Genomic DNA, 19735 nt, shown 5'->3' with positions numbered 1-19735 from the left:
TTCGTCGCTCATCCGAGCGGAACTTCGGTGTGTGACTGTGAGCGGTTCCAGTTAGTCACAGCTCTGTGATCCATGTCAACACTAAACTTCCTCTAGTCAGTGCCTGTAGTGCTGTGATAATACTGGGAGCGCACACAGTTCTAAGGAGACCATTCGATGACAGACGTCCTGCAGGCCCCCGCCGCCCAACGCGCACCCGCGCCTTGGGTACAGCGACCGGCCGGCCTTTGCTACGGCGGGGACTACAACCCCGAGCAATGGCCCCGTGAGGTCTGGGTGGAAGACATCGCGCTGATGCAGGAGGCCGGGATCAACCTGGTGAGCATCGGCATCTTCTCCTGGGTGTTGCTGGAACCCCGCGAAGGTGAATACGACTTCGAATGGCTGGACGACTTGATGGACCTGCTCGCGCAGGCAGGCATAGGCGTTGACCTTGGAACACCTACGGCGGCACCGCCTGCCTGGTTCTGGAAGAAGTACCCGCATGCGCGCCCCGTGACCCGTGAGGGCGTCACCTTGGGCAACGGATCGCGTGGCATGGCCAGCCCCAGCTCCCCGGAATACCGCCGTGCGGCCACCAACATCACCGAGCAACTGGCACGCCGCTACGCAGCCCACCCCGCGCTGGTTCTTTGGCACGTCCACAATGAATACGGCGCACCGGTCAGTGAGTCCTACGACGAGCAGTCCGTCCTGGCGTTCCGCGACTGGCTCCGCAACCGTTATGGCACTTTGGACGCTCTAAACCAGGCTTGGGGCACCCTTTTCTGGGGGCAGAAGTACGGCGAGTGGGATGAGATTGACGCACCCAGGCTTTCGGCCAGCGTCAGTAACCAGGCACAGCGGCTCGACTTCCGTCGGTTCACCTCGGACGCCATGCTGCAGTGCTTCATTGCCGAGCGCGATGTCATCAAGAAGTACACGCCTGATCTCCCTGTGACCACCAACTTCATGGCCACCAACTGCCTTTCAGCCGACTATTGGGCCTGGGCCAAGGAGGTGGACATCGTTGCGAACGACCACTACTTGGTTGCGCAGCGCGCAGACAACCACGTTCTACTCGCCATGGATGCCGACCTCACCCGTTCCTTGGCAGGCAACCGTCCCTGGATGCTGATGGAACACTCCACCGGAGCCGTGAACTGGCAGGGCCGGAATATTGCCAAGCGGCCCGGGGAATTGGCCCGCAACAGCGTGTCCCACCTGGCACGCGGGGCAGACGCCATCATGTTCTTCCAGTTCCGGGCCTCCCGCTATGGCGCTGAAAAGTTCCACTCCGCCATGCTCCCGCATGCCGGTACCGGCACCCGGATCTGGCGGGAGGTCCTTGACCTGGGCGACGACCTCAGGAAACTCGCCCCCGTGAAGGGCTCCACCGTGGATTCGCGGGTGGCCATCCTCTGGGACGTGGAATCCTTCTGGGCTCAGGATTTGGAATGGCGCCCCAGCAGCGACCTTGATCACCGCGAGCGGATCGAGTCGTTTTACACCGTCCTGTGGAACCGCGGCATCAGCGTGGACTTTGCCCACCCCGAAGCGGACCTCTCCGGCTATGACCTGGTTCTCGCCCCGGCGCTTTACCTGGTGGGTGACGAGGCGGCTGCGAACATCAGCCGCTACGTCCGCGACGGCGGACACCTGATGGTGTCCTATTTCTCCGGAATCGTGAACGCCAACGACACCGTCCCGGCCGGCGCCTCCCCGGGTGGGCTCCGTGATGTTCTCGGCCTGGAGATTCACGAATTCCTGCCTCTGCGTGAGCACGAGATCGTCACGCTGGGCAGCGGCGCCACCGGAACGGTGTGGTCCGAAGAAATCCACGCCAGCACCGCCAGCGTACTCAGCCGTTACACCAGCGGCCCGGCGGCTTCCGGCCCCGCCATCACGCGCAACACGTTCGGCAGCGGCACCGCCTGGTACATCTCCACAAAGCTCGACGGCGGCCACCTCGCTGACGTCGTACTGGACGCCGTGAATGCTGCAGGAATTGAGCCCGGAGTTCAACCGCCCGCCGGATTGGAGGTAGCTTCGCGCCATTCAGAAGAAGGCACCTTCACCTTCCTCATCAACCACACCGACGCCGACGCCGAGTACACGGCGAGCGGACTAAACCTGCTCTCCGGAGAGGATGTCAGCGGAACCGCACACGTTCCGGCCGGCACCATCTGCGTGGTCCACACCCCAGCGGAAGGGCACTGACCCCGCTGACACCGAGCCGTCGGCCCGGACCGATTACGGTCCGGGCCGGCGTTCCACCCCCGCGGGCTGCCACCCGCCGTCGAGCTGGTCCTCACCCTGAGGGCCCGTGGTAGATTCGATAGGCGAAAACGCGCAAAAAGGGGTTGATCATGAGCGACGCAAGGACATCCCGGGCGCGGTATTTGAATGCCGTTGCTACCTCGCTGCTGCTGGTCACCGTCACTGGCGGGCTCGCTGCGTGCCGCGACGAAAAGAAGCCCACGCCCCCTTATCCGGCAGTCGAATGGCAAGGAACTGCGCCCAACGCGGCCATAGAAGCCGATCCCTGGGTCATGGCAGCCCGCAAGTCACTCGAGGCTCAGGCCGTCGCACAGAATTTTACTGATTTCACGTTGCCCCAACTGGTGGAGACCACAGGCCTGGATCTCCGAATTCGCCTTTCCAGGCACCCCTTGAACGATGTTGAGCAGAAACGACGCCCGGACATCCGCCCAGGGCCCGATCCCTTCCTCCCCATGGAGGTCAAACCGGGCCCGACTGCCGGCACTGCCGAGGTCCGCGGTTGCGTGGTGCGTTGGGCGTCCGAAACAGGCGACGTGCCGGATGAACTGAATGCCACCGGCGTGATATTCCGAATGGAACACCTCGAGGCAGGGCAACTGCGGATCAGCAGCGTGGTGACACTTCCCCAACAGGACTGCAGTGCAGCGAAGCCACCCGTGGCCCTGTTCGCACCTGCTCCGGAGCCGTCCGACATCACCGACGCCCAGGATATTGTCCGGGCCGCACGAGCTGACATCGACCCTCCGGCGATGCCCTGAGTACGTAGGCCCTGGCTGCAACGAGGTCGTCCTAACCATGCCGGTTCCCCACTAAGCTGGTTCAATGAGCTCGGGCCCGTGTTCTGCTACACGCCGACGCAGTTCGCCCGCGATCGACCCACTTCCTTGGGAGCGGGACGATCGCAGCCTCAGAATCTCGCCCGCTGCCCGGGGGGCTCCGCGTAGAGTCTTAGAATGAATCCCCTGGAGCAGCCTGTACTCGTTACGCCCCCTTACAGGCTCCGCCCATTTACGGCAGCCGATGTTCCTGTGATCCAGGAAGCCTCGAGCGATCCACTCATTCCTGCCATCACGACAGTTCCCGCCAGCGGTTCACGCCAGTCAGCTCTGGCCTTCATCGAAAGACAGCACCAACGCTTAGTTGATGGCACCGGGTACTCCTTCGCTATTGCTGATGCCTCCTCTGACCAGGCGGTTGGCCAAATCGGGCTGTGGCTGAAGAACCTCAGCCAAGGCCGGGCGAGCATTGGCTATTGGGTGGCGCCAAGTCATCGGGGGAATGGAGCTGCTTCCTCTGCTTTAGGTGCCCTCGCCGCCTGGGGTCTTGCGCAACCCGGGATTCATCGATTGGAACTCTACGTCGAGCCTTGGAATGAGGGCTCCTGGCGCGCAGCCGAGCGCAGCGGGTTCGTACGGGAAGGGACGATGAGGAGCTGGCTGGAGATTGGCGGCCAGCGCAAGGACATGTACATGTACTCGCGCCTTCCCGCTCGCTAGAAATCACGCTACGGGACACTGTCGGGCCGGAAGTGTCAGCGACGTGTTGAGGCCGCTTATCGTGGGCTGGTACTTGGATTGGTCCTCCACAGAGAAGGAGAACTGTGTCTGTCATCGACACTTGGAAGAAGGTCCGAACGACCACCGCCTACAAAGGCTTCGTGACGATCAACCGTGAAACCTATGAAGAACCAAATGGAGCGGTGACCGACTGGGATGTCATTGCCAGTCGCGACTCTGCGGCGACCCTTGCCTTCACTCCTGCAGCAAGTCACGTCGTCCTTTTCGAACAGTTCCGTGTGGGGCCCGAGAAAGCACTACTGGAACTCCCCGGCGGATACCTCAACGCCGACGAGCAACCCGCGGATGCAGCTCTTCGAGAGCTACGAGAAGAAACCGGCTACCACTCAGAATCAACCTTCTACGCTGGCTCAGAGTGGTGGGCTGCGAACTCGTCACGACGCAAACATCTTGTAATAGCCGCCAACGCATCGGAAAGATTTGACGCGGCCTGGGACGAGTCTGAATCCGGAGAGGTCCGCCTTCTTCCCATCTCGGAACTCATGGATTTTCTGGTCAGCGGTGAACTCACCGACGCAGGTCTGGCCTGCCGCGGCCTGGCAGCTCTCGCCCGCAGCAATCCCGATAACGAACTGCTCACAGATCTACGTGACTGCATCCGCAAACTCCTACTGACCCACTAGCGACTGCCGTGGCAAAGTTGTGGTCAGCTTCGGCCCATAGGAGCCGAGCCTCACGGCGGTCCGATGAAGCATCCCGCCGGACGGAAGGAGGCCTGTGCACGGCACTTTGATCATTCGTGCAGAGGACTTCTAAAACTGACAACCAGCAGTCGGCCTTCGCGTAATATTTCCGTCCCAGATGTTGTTCCAAATCATCTGCCGTGGACAGCAGTCACAAAGACAACTTCCGGGACAGTTACCTCTGTGGCTCAGGAATCCATACCGAGGTATCGGTAGACGGTGGCGCGGCTGGCTCCGATGATCTTTCCGATATCCGTCGGATTGAAACCGCGAGCTTTTAGTTCATGTACCCTCTTGACCTTCTCGTGGTCTGTCGTGATTTCCCGGCGTCCTGCTTTGCGTCCGTTAGCAGCTGCAGCCGCCATGCCAGCCTTGGTGCGCTCGGAAAGCCGGTCTCGTCGCGGCTCGGCGGGGGAGTAGCTGCTATTTTCGGGCAATACCCCCAGGGGGTACTTGACTCAATACCCCCTGCGGGTATAGTTTCAAGGCATGAGCACGCCAGACCTGAGCATGAGCCACCCCAATGCACCCATCATCGAGGTGGACCTGGAGCACGCCGCTCCCCACGGGTACACCAGCAATAAGGACGCCTACCTCAAACGCCTGAAACGGATTGAGGGCCAGGTCCGCGGGATTGCGCGCATGGTGGAGGATGACAAATACTGCATCGACATCCTGACCCAGATAGCCGCCGCCACCAAGGCCCTTCACGCCGTCAGCCTGGGACTCGTTGAGGAGCACATCGGCCACTGCGTCGTGGGGGCCGCCTCCGAGCCCAACCCCGAAACCCGCGCCGAACAGATCGACGCCAAAGTGAAGGAGGCCACCGATGCCATCGGGCGCCTGCTGCGGTAATTCAGCCACTAAGCACCACACTATTCAACTCATCACCAAGGAGACCCCCATGAGCCAGAGCATTTACACCAACGTCAACGTTTCCGGCATGACGTGCGGTCACTGTGTCTCCAGCGTGAGCGAAGAACTCGAGTCACTCAACGGTGTCGAAAACGTTGCAGTGGACCTAAATCCCGGCGGCCTGTCAACCGTGACCATCACATCAACCAAGGAGCTTTCGCCGTCCGAAATCGGCGAGGCCGTGGCAGAAGCCGGCTACCTGGTGGTAGCCAACGAAGCTTAGGAGTCCTCTTGAGTAGCCAGGAGACTTTCAACCAACCCGCACAAAGGGTCATCGAACTGGACATCGAGGGCATGACCTGCGCCTCGTGCGTCAATCGAGTGGAACGAAAACTGGGCAAACTCGAGGGTGTGGAGGCCAGCGTCAACCTGCCCCTCGAATCAGCCCACGTCACAGTCCCGGCAACCGTGACAGACCAGCAAATCGTGGACACCGTCAACGCGACGGGTTACAAAGCCACCATCCGCCACACCCCAGCTCCAAACACCCGAGAAATCCCCGGACACACTCCCCCTCATCACACCCACGAACACGGCGATGATGTGCTTGAGCCTGCCGGACCTGAACGCGACCATGGCGGCGACGCCGGAGGGATGCGGCAGCATGCGTTTAAGGGAGGCACGACCGAGCATGCAGAGCATGGCGCCAGCGGCGCCGCGCACGTGGATCACGAGAACCACATGGCTCACGGCCCCGCCGCCTCCACGCTCCGCCCACGCTTGATCGCCGCTGCCATTCTGACCGTGCCGGTCTTCGCGATCTCCATGATTCCCGCCCTCCAGTTCGCCAACTGGGGATGGGTTGCCGCGGTACTCGCCTTGCCTGTGGTGAGCTGGGCGGCCTGGCCTTTCCACCGTGCAGCGGCCGTCAATGCCCGGCATCTCGCTTCCACCATGGATACCCTCGTCTCCATCGGTGTGATTGCCGCGTACCTTTACTCGGCGTGGCAACTGTTCGCCGATCCCCGTATGACGGAACACCCCGGCATGGAAAGCATGTCCGGCGGAGGCCTCTACTTTGAGGTGGCTGCCGTAGTCACAACTTTCCTGCTTCTGGGCCGCTACCTTGAAGCGAACGCCAAGGCCAAGGCCGGTAACGCGCTCAAAGCGCTGCTGAACCTTGGCGCCAAGGACGCAACCATCCTTGTGGACGGCGTTGAGGAGAAGATCCCGGCGGATCAACTCCTTGTGGGGGACGTCATCGTCGTCCGCCCTGGTGAGAAGATCGCCACCGACGGCGTCGTCACGGACGGCGCGTCCGCCGTCGACGCCTCACTGGTTACCGGGGAATCGGTGCCGGTGGAGGTTGGGCCGGGCAGCCTGGTGACGGGCGCTACCATCAACACTTCCGGTCGGCTCTTGGTCCGCGCCACCCGCGTGGGATCGGACACGACCCTCGCTCAGATGGGCCGGCTGGTCAGCCAAGCGCAGACGGGAAAGGCACCCATTGCACGGCTCGCTGACAGGATCAGCTCTGTCTTCGTTCCAATTGTGCTGATCATCGCCCTGATCACGTTCCTTGTATGGCTGTTCTTCTCGGGCGACCTCAACGCAGCATTCACCGCAGCCGTTGCGGTTCTGGTGATCGCGTGCCCCTGTGCCCTGGGCCTGGCAACTCCGGTGGGGCTGCTGACGGGGACGGGACGCGGAGCTCAACTGGGCATCCTCATCAAGGGCCCACAGGTTCTTGAGGACACCCGCCACGTGGACACCATCTTGCTGGACAAGACGGGTACTGTCACCAGCGGGAAGCTCGCCGTGGACCACACGGTTGGCCTGAACGGCTACGCCCCGGCAACCGTTCTGACCCTGGCTGGGGCTGTCGAATCGGCCTCCGAGCATCCGATCGCGCACGCCATTGCGGCCGCCGCCGAGGATGCGATGCCCGACGCCGGGACCCTCCCTGGTGTCGAAGGCTTCAGTTCCGCTCCGGGCGGCGGTGTAAGGGGCACCGTCTCACTTGACGGAGTCTCCAAGACCGTAGTTGTCGGACGTTCCGGCTGGTTGGAGGAGAACGGCATTCCGCTCGATTCAAGCCAACGCGAGGCCCTGGCGGCGGAGGAAAACGGTGGCGCCACAGCCATCTGGGTAGCTGTGAACGGTGAGGCTGCAGGGATCGTGAGCCTGAGCGACACCATCAAACCCGGCTCTGCAGCAGCAATCCGGAAGTTGAAGGACCTTGGAATCCGTCCCATCCTGCTGACCGGCGACAATGCCGCTGTGGCCGCCCAAGTGGCTGCCGCCGTCGGAATTTCACCGGAAGATGTCTTCGCCGGCGTACTTCCGGAGGGCAAAGTTGAGGCGGTTCGGAAGCTGCAGGCTTCCGGGGCCACTGTTGCCATGGCCGGTGACGGCGTGAACGATGCCGCAGCCCTGGCCCAATCGGACCTTGGTATCGCAATGGGATCGGGGACCGATGTTGCCATCGAAGCCTCGGACTTGACGGTCATGGGCAGTGATCTTGGTCAGCTGGTGCAGGCGATTGAACTATCCCGCAAGACCCTGTCCACCATCAAGACCAACTTGTTCTGGGCGTTCTTCTACAACGCGATTGGCATCCCGGTGGCAGCGCTTGGATTCCTGAATCCGATGATCGCCGGCGCGGCAATGGCGGCCAGCTCTGTGCTGGTGGTTGCCAACTCGCTGAGGCTGCGCTCGTTCGGGAAGTAGACCCAACCAACTGGGCAGTTGTGGGTGTTCAGGAACGTCTGGTCACCCACCACTGCCTTGCGGCTCGAGCTGCGGCTAGGCAGCCCCAAACCGGACGGCGGCCCGGGCCTTCGCCTTGGCGGCTTCCTCGTCGCGATTCTTCGCCGGCGCATGGCTCACCAGGGAGTCAAGGAGATGCTGCGTAATATGCGCGATCTCGTGGACGGCCTCCGCGAAGGCTTCCTCGTTGGCCTTGGAGGGCTTGGTGGATCCGCTGATTTTGCGCACGTATTGCAGGGCAGCGGCCTCCACTTCGGCGCTCGTGGCGTGCGGTTCGAAGTTATGCAGGGTCCTGATATTGCGGCACATAACCCCATGCTAACTATGGGCAGTGCTACATGGGGAGGGGTGCCCATCGACGGTTTTTGCATTCCCGGGATAGGTTTTAGTTATTGGATCTTCCGGATGAGCCGGAGGCCGCTGGGGATGCCGAAGAGCTCGGGTCCGAAAAATGAAGGAGAATCTCATGGCTATTTGGGGTGCAGATGTTGATCAGCTTCGTCAGCTCGGTAACAAGCTGAAGGCTGGTGCTGAGAACATCGAGCAGCAGCGTTCACAGCTCAAGGGCGCACTTGACGGCACCGACTGGAAGGGCCCGGACGCTGACAAGTTCCGCGGCGAGTGGGACAGCCAGCACGCTTCCAACCTGAAGAAGGTTGCCGACGCACTTCGCGAAGCCGGCGATCGCGCTCAGAAGAACGCTGAGCAGCAGCAGCAGGCCTCCAACTAAGACAGTTGGGAAGAATGCCCGGACGCACAGCGTCCGGGCATTCTCTTGTTAAAGCCTATTTCCCGGTGACGTTCACGGAGGGGACCGGTTCAACATCGTTCGGATGATCCAGGACCCGGGCAACTTCCTGAGCTGCCCGCCGATCTCCACGCAGCTCATCGACGCGTACCAGAACCACACCACCCACAATGAGGAGCCCTCCCAGCAGCTGGATCGTCCCCGGGAGTTCGCCCAAAAGCAGCCAGGCCCAGATCACGGCAAAAAGCACCTCGGTCAGGGACACGAACGAGGCCACCTTGGACCCCAGGCTGCGGGCAGCCATGATGCCGGTAACGTACGCGAGTACCGTGGCCAGAATGATGAGCCCCACGGCGGAAACCCACCAGGGGGTGGTCCACGGCCCCAGCGTTGTGTCGGCGGTGCTGAACGTCATGGGCAGCAATCCCACCAGGCCTACGAGCCACATCACCAGCGCTCCCACGAGGAGGCCCCCGGAAGCGAGCACCAGTGGCGGGAGGGTGTCGTTCTCTTTCGCGGTGATGAAGAAGTAAATGACCAGGCACACGGCTGCGGCCATGCCCCACAGAACGCCAACCACGTCCACCTTCACGGCACCTGTCAGGTCAAGCACCAGAACCAGGCCGCCCAGGGACAACAGAGCGCCGGCAGCGGTGAGCGCGCGGGGCCGGCGTCGGCTGGCAATCCAGAGCCACAGCACAATCATCACCGGAGCCAGGTACTCAAGCAGCAGGGCTACGCCTACGGAGAGGCGGGCAACGGCGTTGAAGTAGAAGAGCTGGCAACCTGCTACGCCGATGAGACCGAACAGCAGGATGGTCAGCCAGTTGTCCTTGAGTTGGTGCCAACGGCCACGTAGAACCACGACGGCGGGAATCACCAGGATGAGCGCGGCACCGGTGAGGCGCACGGCAACTGCGGCGCCGGGTGACCAGCCGGTTTCCAGCATTGATTTGGCAAACGAGCCGGACGTGCCGAAAACAGCCGAGGAAAAGAGTGCGATGCCGAGTCCTGATGCCAGAAAACTCTTTGCATCAGCCTTCGTCGTTGGAGCTGACACAGCAGCCTCCTGTCAGGAGTAAAGTGGGCTTATGGTCATGACAGTACTCCCGAAACATGTAAGGAGTCAAAGTGCTTTTTGCGCCTGACACCGAGGTAGCCCTCCGTAGCGTCGTCAATCTCATCAACACCGCCGCCAACGGAGAGGAAGCGCTGGTCACCGTGCAGGACCTCAACGCCTTCCTGGACGCCGAAGAGTTCACAGGCTCGCGGGTCCATACGCCGGCGGAGTTGGATAGCATCAAGCACTTGCGTCGCGAACTGGCAGCCCTGTGGAGCGCCGATGAGGACACGGCGGCAAAGTCCGTCAACAAGCTGCTCGCCGACGCAAAAGCACTCCCCCAGCTCGTCAAACATGACCACTGGGACTGGCACCTCCACGCCACAACCCCGGAAGCGCCGCTGGCAGATCGCATGGGCACCGAAGCTGCCATGGCCATCATCGACGTCGTCCGAAGCAAGGAAATGGATCGCATGCGCGTATGCGCTGCGGAGGACTGCGATGCCGTCGTCCTGGATCTCAGCCGCAACCGCTCCAAGCTCTACTGCGACACCGGCAACTGCGCCAACCGCGCCCACGTCGCGGCATACCGGGCAAGAAAAGCCGCCGAGGGCGTGTGATGCCGGCATAACTGCGGCCGCGCGTCTATACGGTCATCCACCTGATGGTCGCACCCGGCTTTTCATGGGAGTGGGCGCCACTTCCCAGCCGCAGCGCTGGACGTGACAGTCCGGCTATTGACCCCGCTATTGCGCGGCAATGGTACTTTCGCATCCCTTTTTTCAAATGTGACCAGGGTCACATTCATTTCCGCATCATTATTTTCCGTCATGCCGTACTTACTCCTCAGTAAGAAATAAAGGGGCGGCCCTCCAGAGGGTTGATTGGCCATGGCATTAGGAAAAGGGACTCCATGCGGCAGAAGTTTGAGCACAAACGTGCCCACGATCAAGACGGGCGGGGTGAAGGCAAGGGCCGGACTCTGCTCGCGCTCATTGCGAGCGTTCTTCTCGTAGTAGTAGGAATGTCAGCTTATGGAGTAGTCAACGCTCCCACGCCCGTGAGCGCACTGCCCGGCTCCCCCGGAGTCACCCAGCCTGGCACCTTGGTCTACAGCGAAGACTTCTCCAACATCAGCGCTGCCACTGCTCCCATCCCATTGACTTCATACACGGGCGGCGCGGCTGCACAGAACGAGCAGTACACGGCAGATGCAGCCTGGCTTCCCGGTTACGGCGCCTGCAACGGCTGGATCGTACGGCAGAGCACTCCCCTGCCCGTCAATGGCGGCAATATCACCAATAACGATCAATGCGGCCGCAACAACGCCATCAATTTTCTGCGCGACATGGCCTATGTCATGGGCAAATACCAGGGTATGACCGACGCTCAGGCCGCTCAAAACCAGATCCTCAGCGAGTACACCAACACTTCCAACGGAGTCCAACCGGCGGGGCTTCAGCTCCAAACCACCAAGAACACGATTCCCACCATCGCTGGCCATTACTACGCGATTTCGGGCATCTTCGGGGAAACCAACTGCTTCTCCAACCACGCCCGCCAGGAATTCTCCATCCTCATTAATGGCGTAGCAACGGTGGTCGGTTCAAACCTGGACCCCTGCGCTGATCCCAGCCGGCAAGTCTTCAATTACGGCAATACCGACTACAGCGTGGCAAAGCTCCAGTCGGGAGCCATCCAGGTCCCGCTGACCGGCACCACCCCTACGCTGGGTATCCGGGTAAGGAATTTGCAGGCCACCGGCACCGGCAACGACGTCGGATTCGACCTTCCCCAGCTGGTTGACGTTACGCCACAGCTGGATAAGGCATTCAGCCCCACCAGCATCTTCCAGGGTCAGAACACCACCTTGACCTACACCGTCACCAACACCAGCGACCTGATGGCCAAGAATGGCTGGCACTTCGTTGACACCCTGCCCACTGGCCTTACTGCGGTCGGCCCACTCGGTGGCACATGCGTCCGTACAGCGGGCACTGTCTCAGGCCGTACGGTGGACGTCACCGGGAACCTCGCGCAGGGCAGTGCCTCGTGCACCATCACGGTAACCGTCACCAGCAACACCCCCGGTATTTACAACAACTCAGGGTGCTTGGCCAACGACGGCACGGCCATTCCCAACTGCACCAACAACTTCCCCACCATCACGGGGCTTTACTCTCCCGGAACGGCGCCTTTGACCGTCCGTCCGGTGGTGGACCTGTCCATCACCAAGAGTGCCAACATTGCCGCTTACGTCCCGGGCCAGCCGATCACGTACACAGTTGTGGTCCACAACAACGGACCCAGCGATGCTGTCAACGCCGTATTCACCGACCCCCTGCCCTCATCCATCACAGGTGCAACCTGGACCTGTGCGGTTACGGTTGCGGGAACCTCAAATCTGCCCCCGGCCGGACCCACCGCCTGTAACGCTCCCACCGGCACCGGCAGCATTTCCGGCACCGTAAGAATCAACGTGGGCGGAACCCTGACGTACACCATCAAGGGCACGGTGGCACCGGGCACCACCGGAATCATTACCAACACGGCCAAAGTCACGCCTCCAGCCCAAACAGCTGTTCCCAACATGCCAGGCGGTGGGCCCGTTCCGGTTCCCGGATCAACCACCATGGTTCCCACCGTCGATCCTGCCTGCCCGCCCTTGCCCGGGGTTGGATGCTCCGCAACGGTAAATACGCCCGTGGAGCCCCAATGGACCATCGCCAAGTCGGCCTCAGTGGGCACCCAGCCGTCAAACGGCCAATGGGTGAAACCCGGCGACACCATCACGTACACCGTTACCGCCACCAGCAACCGCGGCCAGATCAATAACGTCGTCCTCACGGACAACCTCGCAGACGTCCTGGATCAGGCCACGTTCGTCCCCGGATCCGCAGTCCTCACCATCGGCTCCGCAGCGCCGGTCGCCGTCGCGAATCCCGTGGCACCGTCCACCACGCTGACTACCCAGCAGTTCACTCTTCCGGCCGGACAAACCGCAGTGCTCAGCTACAAAGTCACCGTCAAGGCGGACGCTTGGAGTGCTCAACTGGTCAACGTCGCCACTGGCGCCGGCAGCGTCACACCCGTCCGCTGCGCAACCAGCACCACACCGCTGGCACCGGAATGCTCTACCACCCACCTGACACCGGCCAAGATCCTCATCGAAAAACTCGGCGAATCGTCCGACGACGAATGGGTTCCCATGGCGGGATCCACTTGGGCCATCCACAATGACGCAGCCGGAGCGCCAGGCGCGGTCAACACCAGCTTCACCGTGGCTCCCGTTCCGTCCCAGACCGGACAGTTCCAACTCGAGGGAATTCAGCCGGGCGTGTACTGGCTCGAAGAGACAACAGCTCCGGATGGCTTCAACCTGCTGGCCGAAGCCGTGCAATTCACCGTTGCCGCCAACGGTGCCGTGACCATCGGCCAAGGAAGCGGCGGCGGAGTCGTGACAACGAGCGACGCCGATGGAAACGGTATCTTCCTGGTCACCGTCCGCGACGTCCCTGCGCTGAAGATGCCTGAATCCGGCGGCATCGGCTGGTGGCCGTTTGCAGCCGCTGGAACGTCATTGCTTCTCATTGCCATGGTCCTCGCGTCAGGCAATGCACGACGCACCCGAAACCACCCATAAAACGTCATTCCCCGCCTGCAGCAAAAGCGGCAGGTCCAACCCCAGAAAAATGTTCGCTCCCGAGCATCGCATCATCACCCATGAAAGAGGAAAAAGTGAGTAATCAAAGCTCCCGGCGCCTTTGGAAGGCCGCCGCCACCACCATTGCCGGTGCGGTACTGGCAATGTCCTTCTCCGCCGCCCCGGCCTCGGCAGCCCCGCTGGTGGACGCGGACCAGATCGGTTCCATCACGGTCCACAAGTTCGAACGCCCGGACACCCCCACCGGACTGCCCAACAATGGCACGGCCGTGGACACCACGGGACTGACCCCCCTGGCCGGCATCGAATTCACCATTCAGCAGGTCAACACCCTCGATCTGGCCACGAATGCCGGTTGGGACGCTGCCCACAACCTGAGCAGTGTCTTCTCCCCCGCCAACCCCGAAGGTTCCATCACAGGCGCCGGGTTCACCTTGGGAACGGGCCAGGCCCAGGTCACCGACGCCGCCGGCACCGCCGCCTTCGGCAACCTCCCCGTTGGCCTGTACTTGGTGACGGAAACCAACTACCCGGCCGGCGTGACCCCGTCAGCTCCGTTCCTGGTTTCAGTGCCGTTGACTGACCCGGATAACAAGGACAACTGGCTCTACAACGTCCATGTGTACCCCAAGAACTCCATCACGGGTGCAGAGAAGACCGTCACGGATGCTCCCGACGTCAAGCTCGGCGATCAGATCGACTTCACCATCACCGGTGACATCCCGAACGAAGCAGTCATTGACGGCTACAAGATCGTGGACGCGCTGGACGACAAACTGACGTACCTCGATGCCACCGCCACACTTGTTGACGGCACGGTTATCACCGAAGGCACTCACTACACGGTTGAATTCGACGCTGCCACCAACACGGTCTCCATCATTTTCACCCCTGCAGGCCTCGCAGTGCTGGCTGCCAACAACGACACCAAGGTGCAGGTTGGTGTTAACACCGCCGTCAACACCATTGGCGAAATTGAGAACGACGCCATGGTTTACCCGAACCTGGGCAGCTTCACCACCGTTCCCGGACAGCCCGGCGGCCCCATTGTCACTCCCCCGGTTGTCACCAAGTGGGGCGAGATGACGCTCCTGAAGACCAACGAGAACGGCGCTGCCCTTGCCGGCGCTTCCTTCTCGGTCTACACCAACCAGGCTGATGCCCTGGCCGGAACCAACGCTATTGTCATCAACGGTCAGAGCACCTTCACCGTTGCTGCCGATGGCACCCTCACCATCTCCGGCCTGCGCTACTCCGACTGGGCGAACGGCGCTGCAGTACTGCCCGGCTCCGCCGATTACCGCACGTACTACCTGGTGGAAACCACCGCTCCGGAAGGCTACGAGCTGCTCGCAGAGCCGATCTCCTTCCTGATCAACTCGGCCAGCACCACGGTGGGTGTTGACCTGGAGGTCAAGAACATCCCCTCCAACGGTGGCTTCGAATTGCCGCTCACCGGTGGTGTGGGAACCGGCCTGTTGTACGCAGCAGGCGCACTCCTGGTAACCGGCGCCGGACTCCTGTTGGTCCGTTCACGCCGCAGCACCAACAGCTAGTCACCGCCAACCTGCAAGGGTTCGCAACCTGAACACCAAAGCGGGGAAGATCGCCGAACACGCGCTCTTCCCCGCTTTGCTCCCCCAGAGCACAAATCCCCCAGGACTCTCATGTCAAAGCACCAAGACTCCAAGCTGCGGCCCCAGCGAAACATCCGCGCCGGATGGAGCGTCCAACGCATCATCATCGTCGTCGTCGCCATCCTGGGCGTTGGAGTGATGCTGTACCCCACCGCCGCCGCATGGTTCTCCGACCGGGTTCATGCCACAGAGATCAGTGGCTATGTGGACACCGTGGAGAATCTCTCTCCGTCGGCCCAAAAAACACTTCTGGACGAGGCCCGGCAGTTCAACAAGGAGCTGCCATCCGGGCCGCTTCGCGACCCGTACTCGTTGAACAACCGAGGCGAGAAAACCGTTGTCGGGGCCGGCTCGGACGCTTACAAAAAAATACTCGACGTCGGACCCGGCGGAATGATGGGACGCATCAGCATCCCCTCCATCCACTCGGACCTGCCCATCTTTCACGGCACCGATGATGAAACGCTGTCCAAAGGTGCCGGGCATCTTTTCGGTTCCGGCCTGCCGGTTGGCGGAACGGGGACCCACAGCGTGCTGACTGCCCACTCAGGCTTCGTTAACGCGACGCTCTTCGATGACCTGGACCAAGTACGCCAAGGCGATGTCTTCTCCGTAACGGTGCTTGGCGAATCGTTCTATTACAAGGTCGATCAGATCAAGACCGTACTGCCGGAGGAAACGGACGATCTCCGCAAAGTCCAGGACAAGGATTACGTCACTCTGGTGACATGCACGCCCACAGGGGTCAACAGCCACAGACTCCTGGTGCGTGGCGAGCGGGTTGACGCCCCAGCCGCCGGATCCGCCCACGCACTTCCCAGTCAAGCTATGGACCCGGGATTCCCTTGGTGGGCACTGGCACTCGTCGGCACAGCGGTGCTCATAGTGGTGGTCACCCAGCCCCGTAAGGCGCGGCCCACCCGTGGTGAGGAAGCGGCGGAAGGTTAGCGGCCGGCGTCGGGCGTTTCAGGCCCGTCGCCCGGAGCAGCCGGGCCGCCGTGGCCGGGACGCTTGGAGCTGAGGTTGACGCCGGAACCCTTGCCGAGGTGGTCGGCGTTCTCTTTGTGGCTCATGGAGAGCATGGCTGCCACGACGAGGCTCACGATGAACGCGATGCCTGCGCCTGTGAAGGCGAGGTCGAACCGCGGGGCCTTTGCGCTGCCGCCGGACGCGAAGATCAGCACGGCAACGAAGGCCAGCACTGCAAAGAATGCGGAGAACATGAGGGGTCCCTTGACCGAGGTCCGCATCTTGCGCGGTTCTCCCTGCGTCTGGTCTGCCACGGTCATTCCTCCAATGATGGCGGTTAGTCCCCGCCGGTCAGCAAAAGTTCTACAACGAGTAGAACGTCCAGCTACTAGTTTACGGCCTCGGGCGAAGCGCCGGGAGCAGCAGCCCGGGCCGATCCGCCCGCAGCGGTCTTGGCTTCGTGCCGCAGCGTCAGCCCGGAGAGAATCCACAACACACCGGAAATGATGGCCCCGCCGCCAGCTACGCCCAACAGCGCATGGGCGCCCAGTGACGTGAAGAACGGCAGCAGCACCGCAGTGCCCACGGCAATGACACCGGACACAACCCAGTCGCGCGCCAACGCATCCCGCTTCCGGAGGCCATGGACGAACTCCAGGAGTCCCAGCACCAGCAGCGCCAGCATGGCCGACAGCGCCACGCCCGCGTCAGACTGTGTGACCAAAGCGCCAACACCTCCCAGCGCAACTACCAACGGAACGGCAACCGGCAAAGCGCGGGACATCCACACTGCCGCTGCGGTCGCCAACAAATACAGCCCCACGGCCCAGGCCAGGACGTGCACCGATGGAGCAGCCCAGAAGATGGTCACTGCGCCGAACACCAGGGCAACCGTCGCACGGATGAGCACGGGTTTCCAGAGTCCGGCCTCGGTGGCAGATGGAGTCTGGGCAGGAGTCGCAGGGAGAGTCACCCGTCCAGTTTAGTGCGAACCCAGCACCATCCACCGATCGGTCCGCGCGCGCAGCCCCAAAGTCACGCCGCGGGCCAGCATGTAGCCCAGCGCAAACGCGGCCCACAACCAAAGGAGCCCCGCCTCGCCGTCGGGCTTTATCTGGTGAATCGCCACCAGCAACGGCAAATAGACCACCAGATTTACGACGCCGGCAATCGCCAAATAGCGCGCGTCGCCAGCACCGATGAGCACTCCGTCAAGGACGAAGACGTAACCTGCAAGCGGTTGTCCCACCGCTAGGACCCACAGGGCGACGGTGAGGGCGGAGCGAACGCCGGCGTCGGACGTGAAGAGGTATCCGGCCCACGGAGCCGCAAGGGCCAGGAGTGCGCCGGTGATCACACCGAACCCGAGGCCCCAGCGGATCATGGTGCGGGTGAGTTCACGGACGCGTTGGGCGTTCCGGGCGCCCAGTTCCTTGCCGATCAGGGCCTGTGCGGCGATCGCCAGGGCATCCAAGGCGAAGGCGAGGAAGGAGAAAATGGTCATGGCCAACTGGTGTGCCGCCAGGTTCACTGCGCCCTGGGCCGTCACCACCAGGACAGTTGCGAGGATGGCCAGGCGGAGACTCAGCGTACGCAGCATGAGCCACGAACCCACCTTGGTCATGGCCCGGACGCCATGCCAGTTGGGCCTAAGGGTCACCCCGTGTTGCCGCGCGTTCCGGCTGACCATCACCAAGTACACGGCGGCCATGGCCCATTGTGCGATGCTCGTGCCGATCGCGGAGCCAGCCACGGACATATTCAGTCCGTACACGAAGAACACGTTGAGGACGATGTTCACCGCGAAGCCTGCGGTAGCCACCACCAGCGGTGTCCGGGTGTCCTGCAATCCACGGAGCACGCCGGTACCGGCGAAGATGAGGAGCATCGCGGCCAGGCCAGGCATGGACCATCGCAGATAATCGACGGCGAACTGGCGAACCTCTCCAGTGGCTCCCATGGAGCCAACCAGCGGCTCGGCCGCAATAAAACCAACCACGGCGAGCGCCAGCCCCAGCAGCAGTGCCAGCCACACGCCGTCGCGCCCTGCTGCCAATGCCTTCCCCAATTTGCCGTCGCCGATCGCCCGGGCCACCGCCGGCGTCGTTGAATACGCCAGGAAGACCATGAGCCCTACGGCGGTGTGCAGGATGGTGGATGCGAGGCCGACACCTGCCAGCTGGTCGACGCCCAGGTGCCCCACTATGGCGGAGTCAGCCAGCAGGAACAGCGGCTCGGCAATGAGCGCACCGAAGGCGGGGACGGCCAGGCGCAGGATCTCGCGGGCGTTGGAGCGGGTGGGAGCGGTTGTGGTTTGAGGCACTAAACAAGCCTAGTCCGCCGCTGGCCGGGTACATTTGGGCCGTGTCACATGAGCATCCCGTCACCGTTTCCGTAGCCCGCACTATCCTCCCGGGCTATACCCGGCAAGCCAATGCCTGGGCCCACGCCGGGCAGGAGCTGGCCCGTGAATGGCCCGGATATCTGGGGTCGGGCTGGGTGCGCAATGGGGTGGATTCCACGGAGTGGCACATGCTTTACCGTTTCGCCGATGCCGATTCGTTGCAGGGGTGGGAGGACTCCGAGGAACGCCGCTGGTGGATCGACAGCGCCAGGGACATGATGGAGACCACCCGCGTGGAGCGGCACACGGGGATTGAGGGCTGGTTCTCTCGTCCCGGCGACGTCTCCGTGGTTGTGCCCGAAACTGTGGTTCCTCCGCGTTGGAAGCAGGCCATCAGCATCTTTCTGCCGTTTTTCCCGCTCAGCCTGTTGGCCAATTTCCTGCTGCACCCCTTGACGCAGGATTGGCCGCTGGTGTTCGCGGTGCTCCTTAACATCGTGATCCTCACGCCGCTGATGACGTACATCTTCCTACCGATCACCACCCGGCTGCTGCAGCCGTGGCTTCAGGCGAAACCGCGCCAGAGGCGGGGGCTCACGCCGGGCAGCTGAGGCTTTGGTCATAAAAAGCCTCAATTAGTTGACACTTCAACCTTTTTTCGGAAGGGTTGACGGTATGAACAAGACCAGCTTGACCACCACAGCCCTGACCATCCTGCGCGTCATTGCAGGATTTCTCTTCGCCGCGCACGGTTGGCAGAAGTTCAACGAATTCACCATCGCCGGCACACAGGCATCGTTCGCCCAGATGGGCGTGCCAGGCGCTTCCGCAGTAGCCCCAGTCGTGGCAACCCTTGAGTTGGTGGGCGGCATCGCGCTGATCATTGGCTTCCTGACCCGCGTGTTCGCCGCGCTCCTGGCCGTCAACATGCTCGGAGCACTGTTCCTGGTGCACGCCCCGGCCGGCGTCTTTGTTGGTAACGGCGGATACGAACTGGTTCTGCTCTTTGCGGGCGCTGCCTCGGCCCTCGCTCTGGCAGGTGCCGGCAGGATCTCCGCCGACGCCGCCCTGTTCGGCCGCTCCGGCTCCAAGCTCCGCGTCCTGGCCTAGTCACCCCACCACCCGACACCCCACCCCCCGACGCTCTCTCACATAATGAACTGCTCC

Annotated in this window: 20 protein-coding genes; 14 read left to right on the top strand and 6 right to left on the bottom strand. The window is 62.3% G+C overall.

Annotated elements, in window-relative coordinates; translation table 11 throughout:
* Positions 1-156 precede the first annotated feature (156 nt).
* The 4 genes from EU811_RS05020 to EU811_RS05005 all read left to right on the top strand — a co-directional run bounded on the left by EU811_RS05020 (position 157) and on the right by EU811_RS05005 (position 4462).
* Positions 157-2199 carry a beta-galactosidase gene (locus EU811_RS05020; RefSeq protein ID WP_142937400.1) on the top strand — a complete coding sequence of 681 codons (2043 nt, stop codon included), beginning with the start codon at positions 157-159 and terminating at the stop codon, positions 2197-2199.
* Positions 2200-2348: 149 nt separating this feature from the next.
* A complete protein-coding gene (locus EU811_RS05015; protein WP_142937399.1) occupies positions 2349-3020 on the top strand; it encodes a hypothetical protein in 672 nt (223 codons plus the stop codon).
* A 195-nt stretch (positions 3021-3215) separates the two neighbouring features.
* Complete coding sequence (locus tag EU811_RS05010; protein ID WP_142937398.1) at positions 3216-3758, top strand: GNAT family N-acetyltransferase; 543 nt, start codon at positions 3216-3218, stop codon at positions 3756-3758.
* 104 nt (positions 3759-3862) lie between these two features.
* Positions 3863-4462, top strand: coding sequence for an NUDIX hydrolase (locus tag EU811_RS05005; RefSeq protein ID WP_160147624.1), 600 nt, complete (start codon positions 3863-3865; stop codon positions 4460-4462).
* Between the two features lie 248 nt (positions 4463-4710).
* Here the strand turns inward: EU811_RS05005 and EU811_RS05000 are convergent, their stop codons facing one another.
* Positions 4711-4959 (bottom strand): hypothetical protein, encoded by a 249-nt coding sequence (locus EU811_RS05000; protein ID WP_238703299.1) that lies wholly within the window; start codon positions 4957-4959, stop codon positions 4711-4713.
* A gap of 52 nt (positions 4960-5011) precedes the next feature.
* On the opposite strand from EU811_RS05000, the gene EU811_RS04995 reads away from it, so the two are divergent.
* From EU811_RS04995 to EU811_RS04985, 3 genes are read left to right on the top strand one after another with little or no spacing between them, the layout of a single operon-like run.
* Positions 5012-5377, top strand: a complete 366-nt coding sequence (locus EU811_RS04995) for a metal-sensitive transcriptional regulator (protein ID WP_142937396.1) — start codon at positions 5012-5014, stop codon at positions 5375-5377.
* Positions 5378-5426: 49 nt separating this feature from the next.
* The gene (locus EU811_RS04990; RefSeq protein WP_165450154.1) at positions 5427-5660 is read left to right on the top strand and encodes a heavy-metal-associated domain-containing protein; all 234 of its coding nucleotides are present in this window, start codon (positions 5427-5429) and stop codon (positions 5658-5660) included.
* 8 nt (positions 5661-5668) lie between these two features.
* Entirely contained in the window at positions 5669-8107 is a 2439-nt protein-coding gene (locus EU811_RS04985; protein WP_142937394.1) for a heavy metal translocating P-type ATPase, read from the top strand.
* A gap of 75 nt (positions 8108-8182) precedes the next feature.
* Here the strand turns inward: EU811_RS04985 and EU811_RS04980 are convergent, their stop codons facing one another.
* Positions 8183-8455 (bottom strand): DUF2277 domain-containing protein, encoded by a 273-nt coding sequence (locus EU811_RS04980; RefSeq protein ID WP_024818746.1) that lies wholly within the window; start codon positions 8453-8455, stop codon positions 8183-8185.
* Between the two features lie 157 nt (positions 8456-8612).
* Between EU811_RS04980 and EU811_RS04975 the strand changes: the two genes are divergently transcribed.
* Positions 8613-8876: a WXG100 family type VII secretion target gene (locus tag EU811_RS04975; protein ID WP_011776688.1), complete on the top strand. Its 264-nt coding sequence runs from the start codon at positions 8613-8615 to the stop codon at positions 8874-8876.
* 55 nt (positions 8877-8931) lie between these two features.
* On the opposite strand, the gene EU811_RS04970 is transcribed toward EU811_RS04975, so the two are convergent.
* Positions 8932-9954: an EamA family transporter gene (locus EU811_RS04970; protein WP_142937393.1), complete on the bottom strand. Its 1023-nt coding sequence runs from the start codon at positions 9952-9954 to the stop codon at positions 8932-8934.
* Positions 9955-10025: 71 nt separating this feature from the next.
* Here EU811_RS04970 and EU811_RS04965 point away from each other — a divergent pair, with 71 nt between their 5' ends.
* The 4 genes from EU811_RS04965 (at position 10026) to EU811_RS04950 (ending at position 16203) form a co-directional block, all read left to right on the top strand.
* The gene (locus EU811_RS04965) at positions 10026-10574 is read left to right on the top strand and encodes a CGNR zinc finger domain-containing protein (RefSeq protein ID WP_142937392.1); all 549 of its coding nucleotides are present in this window, start codon (positions 10026-10028) and stop codon (positions 10572-10574) included.
* Between the two features lie 293 nt (positions 10575-10867).
* Positions 10868-13597, top strand: coding sequence for a DUF7927 domain-containing protein (locus tag EU811_RS04960; protein ID WP_142937391.1), 2730 nt, complete (start codon positions 10868-10870; stop codon positions 13595-13597).
* 95 nt (positions 13598-13692) lie between these two features.
* Positions 13693-15174 carry a SpaH/EbpB family LPXTG-anchored major pilin gene (locus EU811_RS04955; RefSeq protein ID WP_160147623.1) on the top strand — a complete coding sequence of 494 codons (1482 nt, stop codon included), beginning with the start codon at positions 13693-13695 and terminating at the stop codon, positions 15172-15174.
* 111 nt (positions 15175-15285) lie between these two features.
* Positions 15286-16203: a class C sortase gene (locus EU811_RS04950; protein WP_142937389.1), complete on the top strand. Its 918-nt coding sequence runs from the start codon at positions 15286-15288 to the stop codon at positions 16201-16203.
* On the opposite strand, the gene EU811_RS04945 is transcribed toward EU811_RS04950, so the two are convergent.
* From EU811_RS04945 to EU811_RS04935, 3 genes are all read right to left on the bottom strand, one after another.
* Positions 16200-16544, bottom strand: coding sequence for a hypothetical protein (locus EU811_RS04945; protein WP_142937388.1), 345 nt, complete (start codon positions 16542-16544; stop codon positions 16200-16202). The two genes, EU811_RS04950 and EU811_RS04945, sit on opposite strands and share 4 nt — an antisense overlap.
* Positions 16545-16612: 68 nt before the next feature.
* A complete protein-coding gene (locus EU811_RS04940) occupies positions 16613-17197 on the bottom strand; it encodes a hypothetical protein (protein WP_238703298.1) in 585 nt (194 codons plus the stop codon).
* Positions 17198-17206: 9 nt separating this feature from the next.
* The gene (locus EU811_RS04935) at positions 17207-18547 is read right to left on the bottom strand and encodes an MATE family efflux transporter (protein ID WP_142937387.1); all 1341 of its coding nucleotides are present in this window, start codon (positions 18545-18547) and stop codon (positions 17207-17209) included.
* A gap of 41 nt (positions 18548-18588) precedes the next feature.
* Between EU811_RS04935 and EU811_RS04930 the strand changes: the two genes are divergently transcribed.
* Entirely contained in the window at positions 18589-19179 is a 591-nt protein-coding gene (locus EU811_RS04930; protein WP_142937386.1) for an antibiotic biosynthesis monooxygenase, read from the top strand.
* Positions 19180-19243: 64 nt separating this feature from the next.
* Positions 19244-19678, top strand: coding sequence for a DoxX family protein (locus EU811_RS04925; protein ID WP_142937385.1), 435 nt, complete (start codon positions 19244-19246; stop codon positions 19676-19678).
* The last annotated feature ends 57 nt before the right edge of the window (positions 19679-19735 follow it).

Origin of the sequence: Arthrobacter sp. TS-15 (assembly GCF_006964045.1) — a bacterium.
GTDB lineage: Bacteria > Actinomycetota > Actinomycetes > Actinomycetales > Micrococcaceae > Arthrobacter.
The sequence above is the reverse complement of the archived record's forward strand: the minus strand, read 5'-3'. Positions and strand labels throughout refer to the sequence as shown.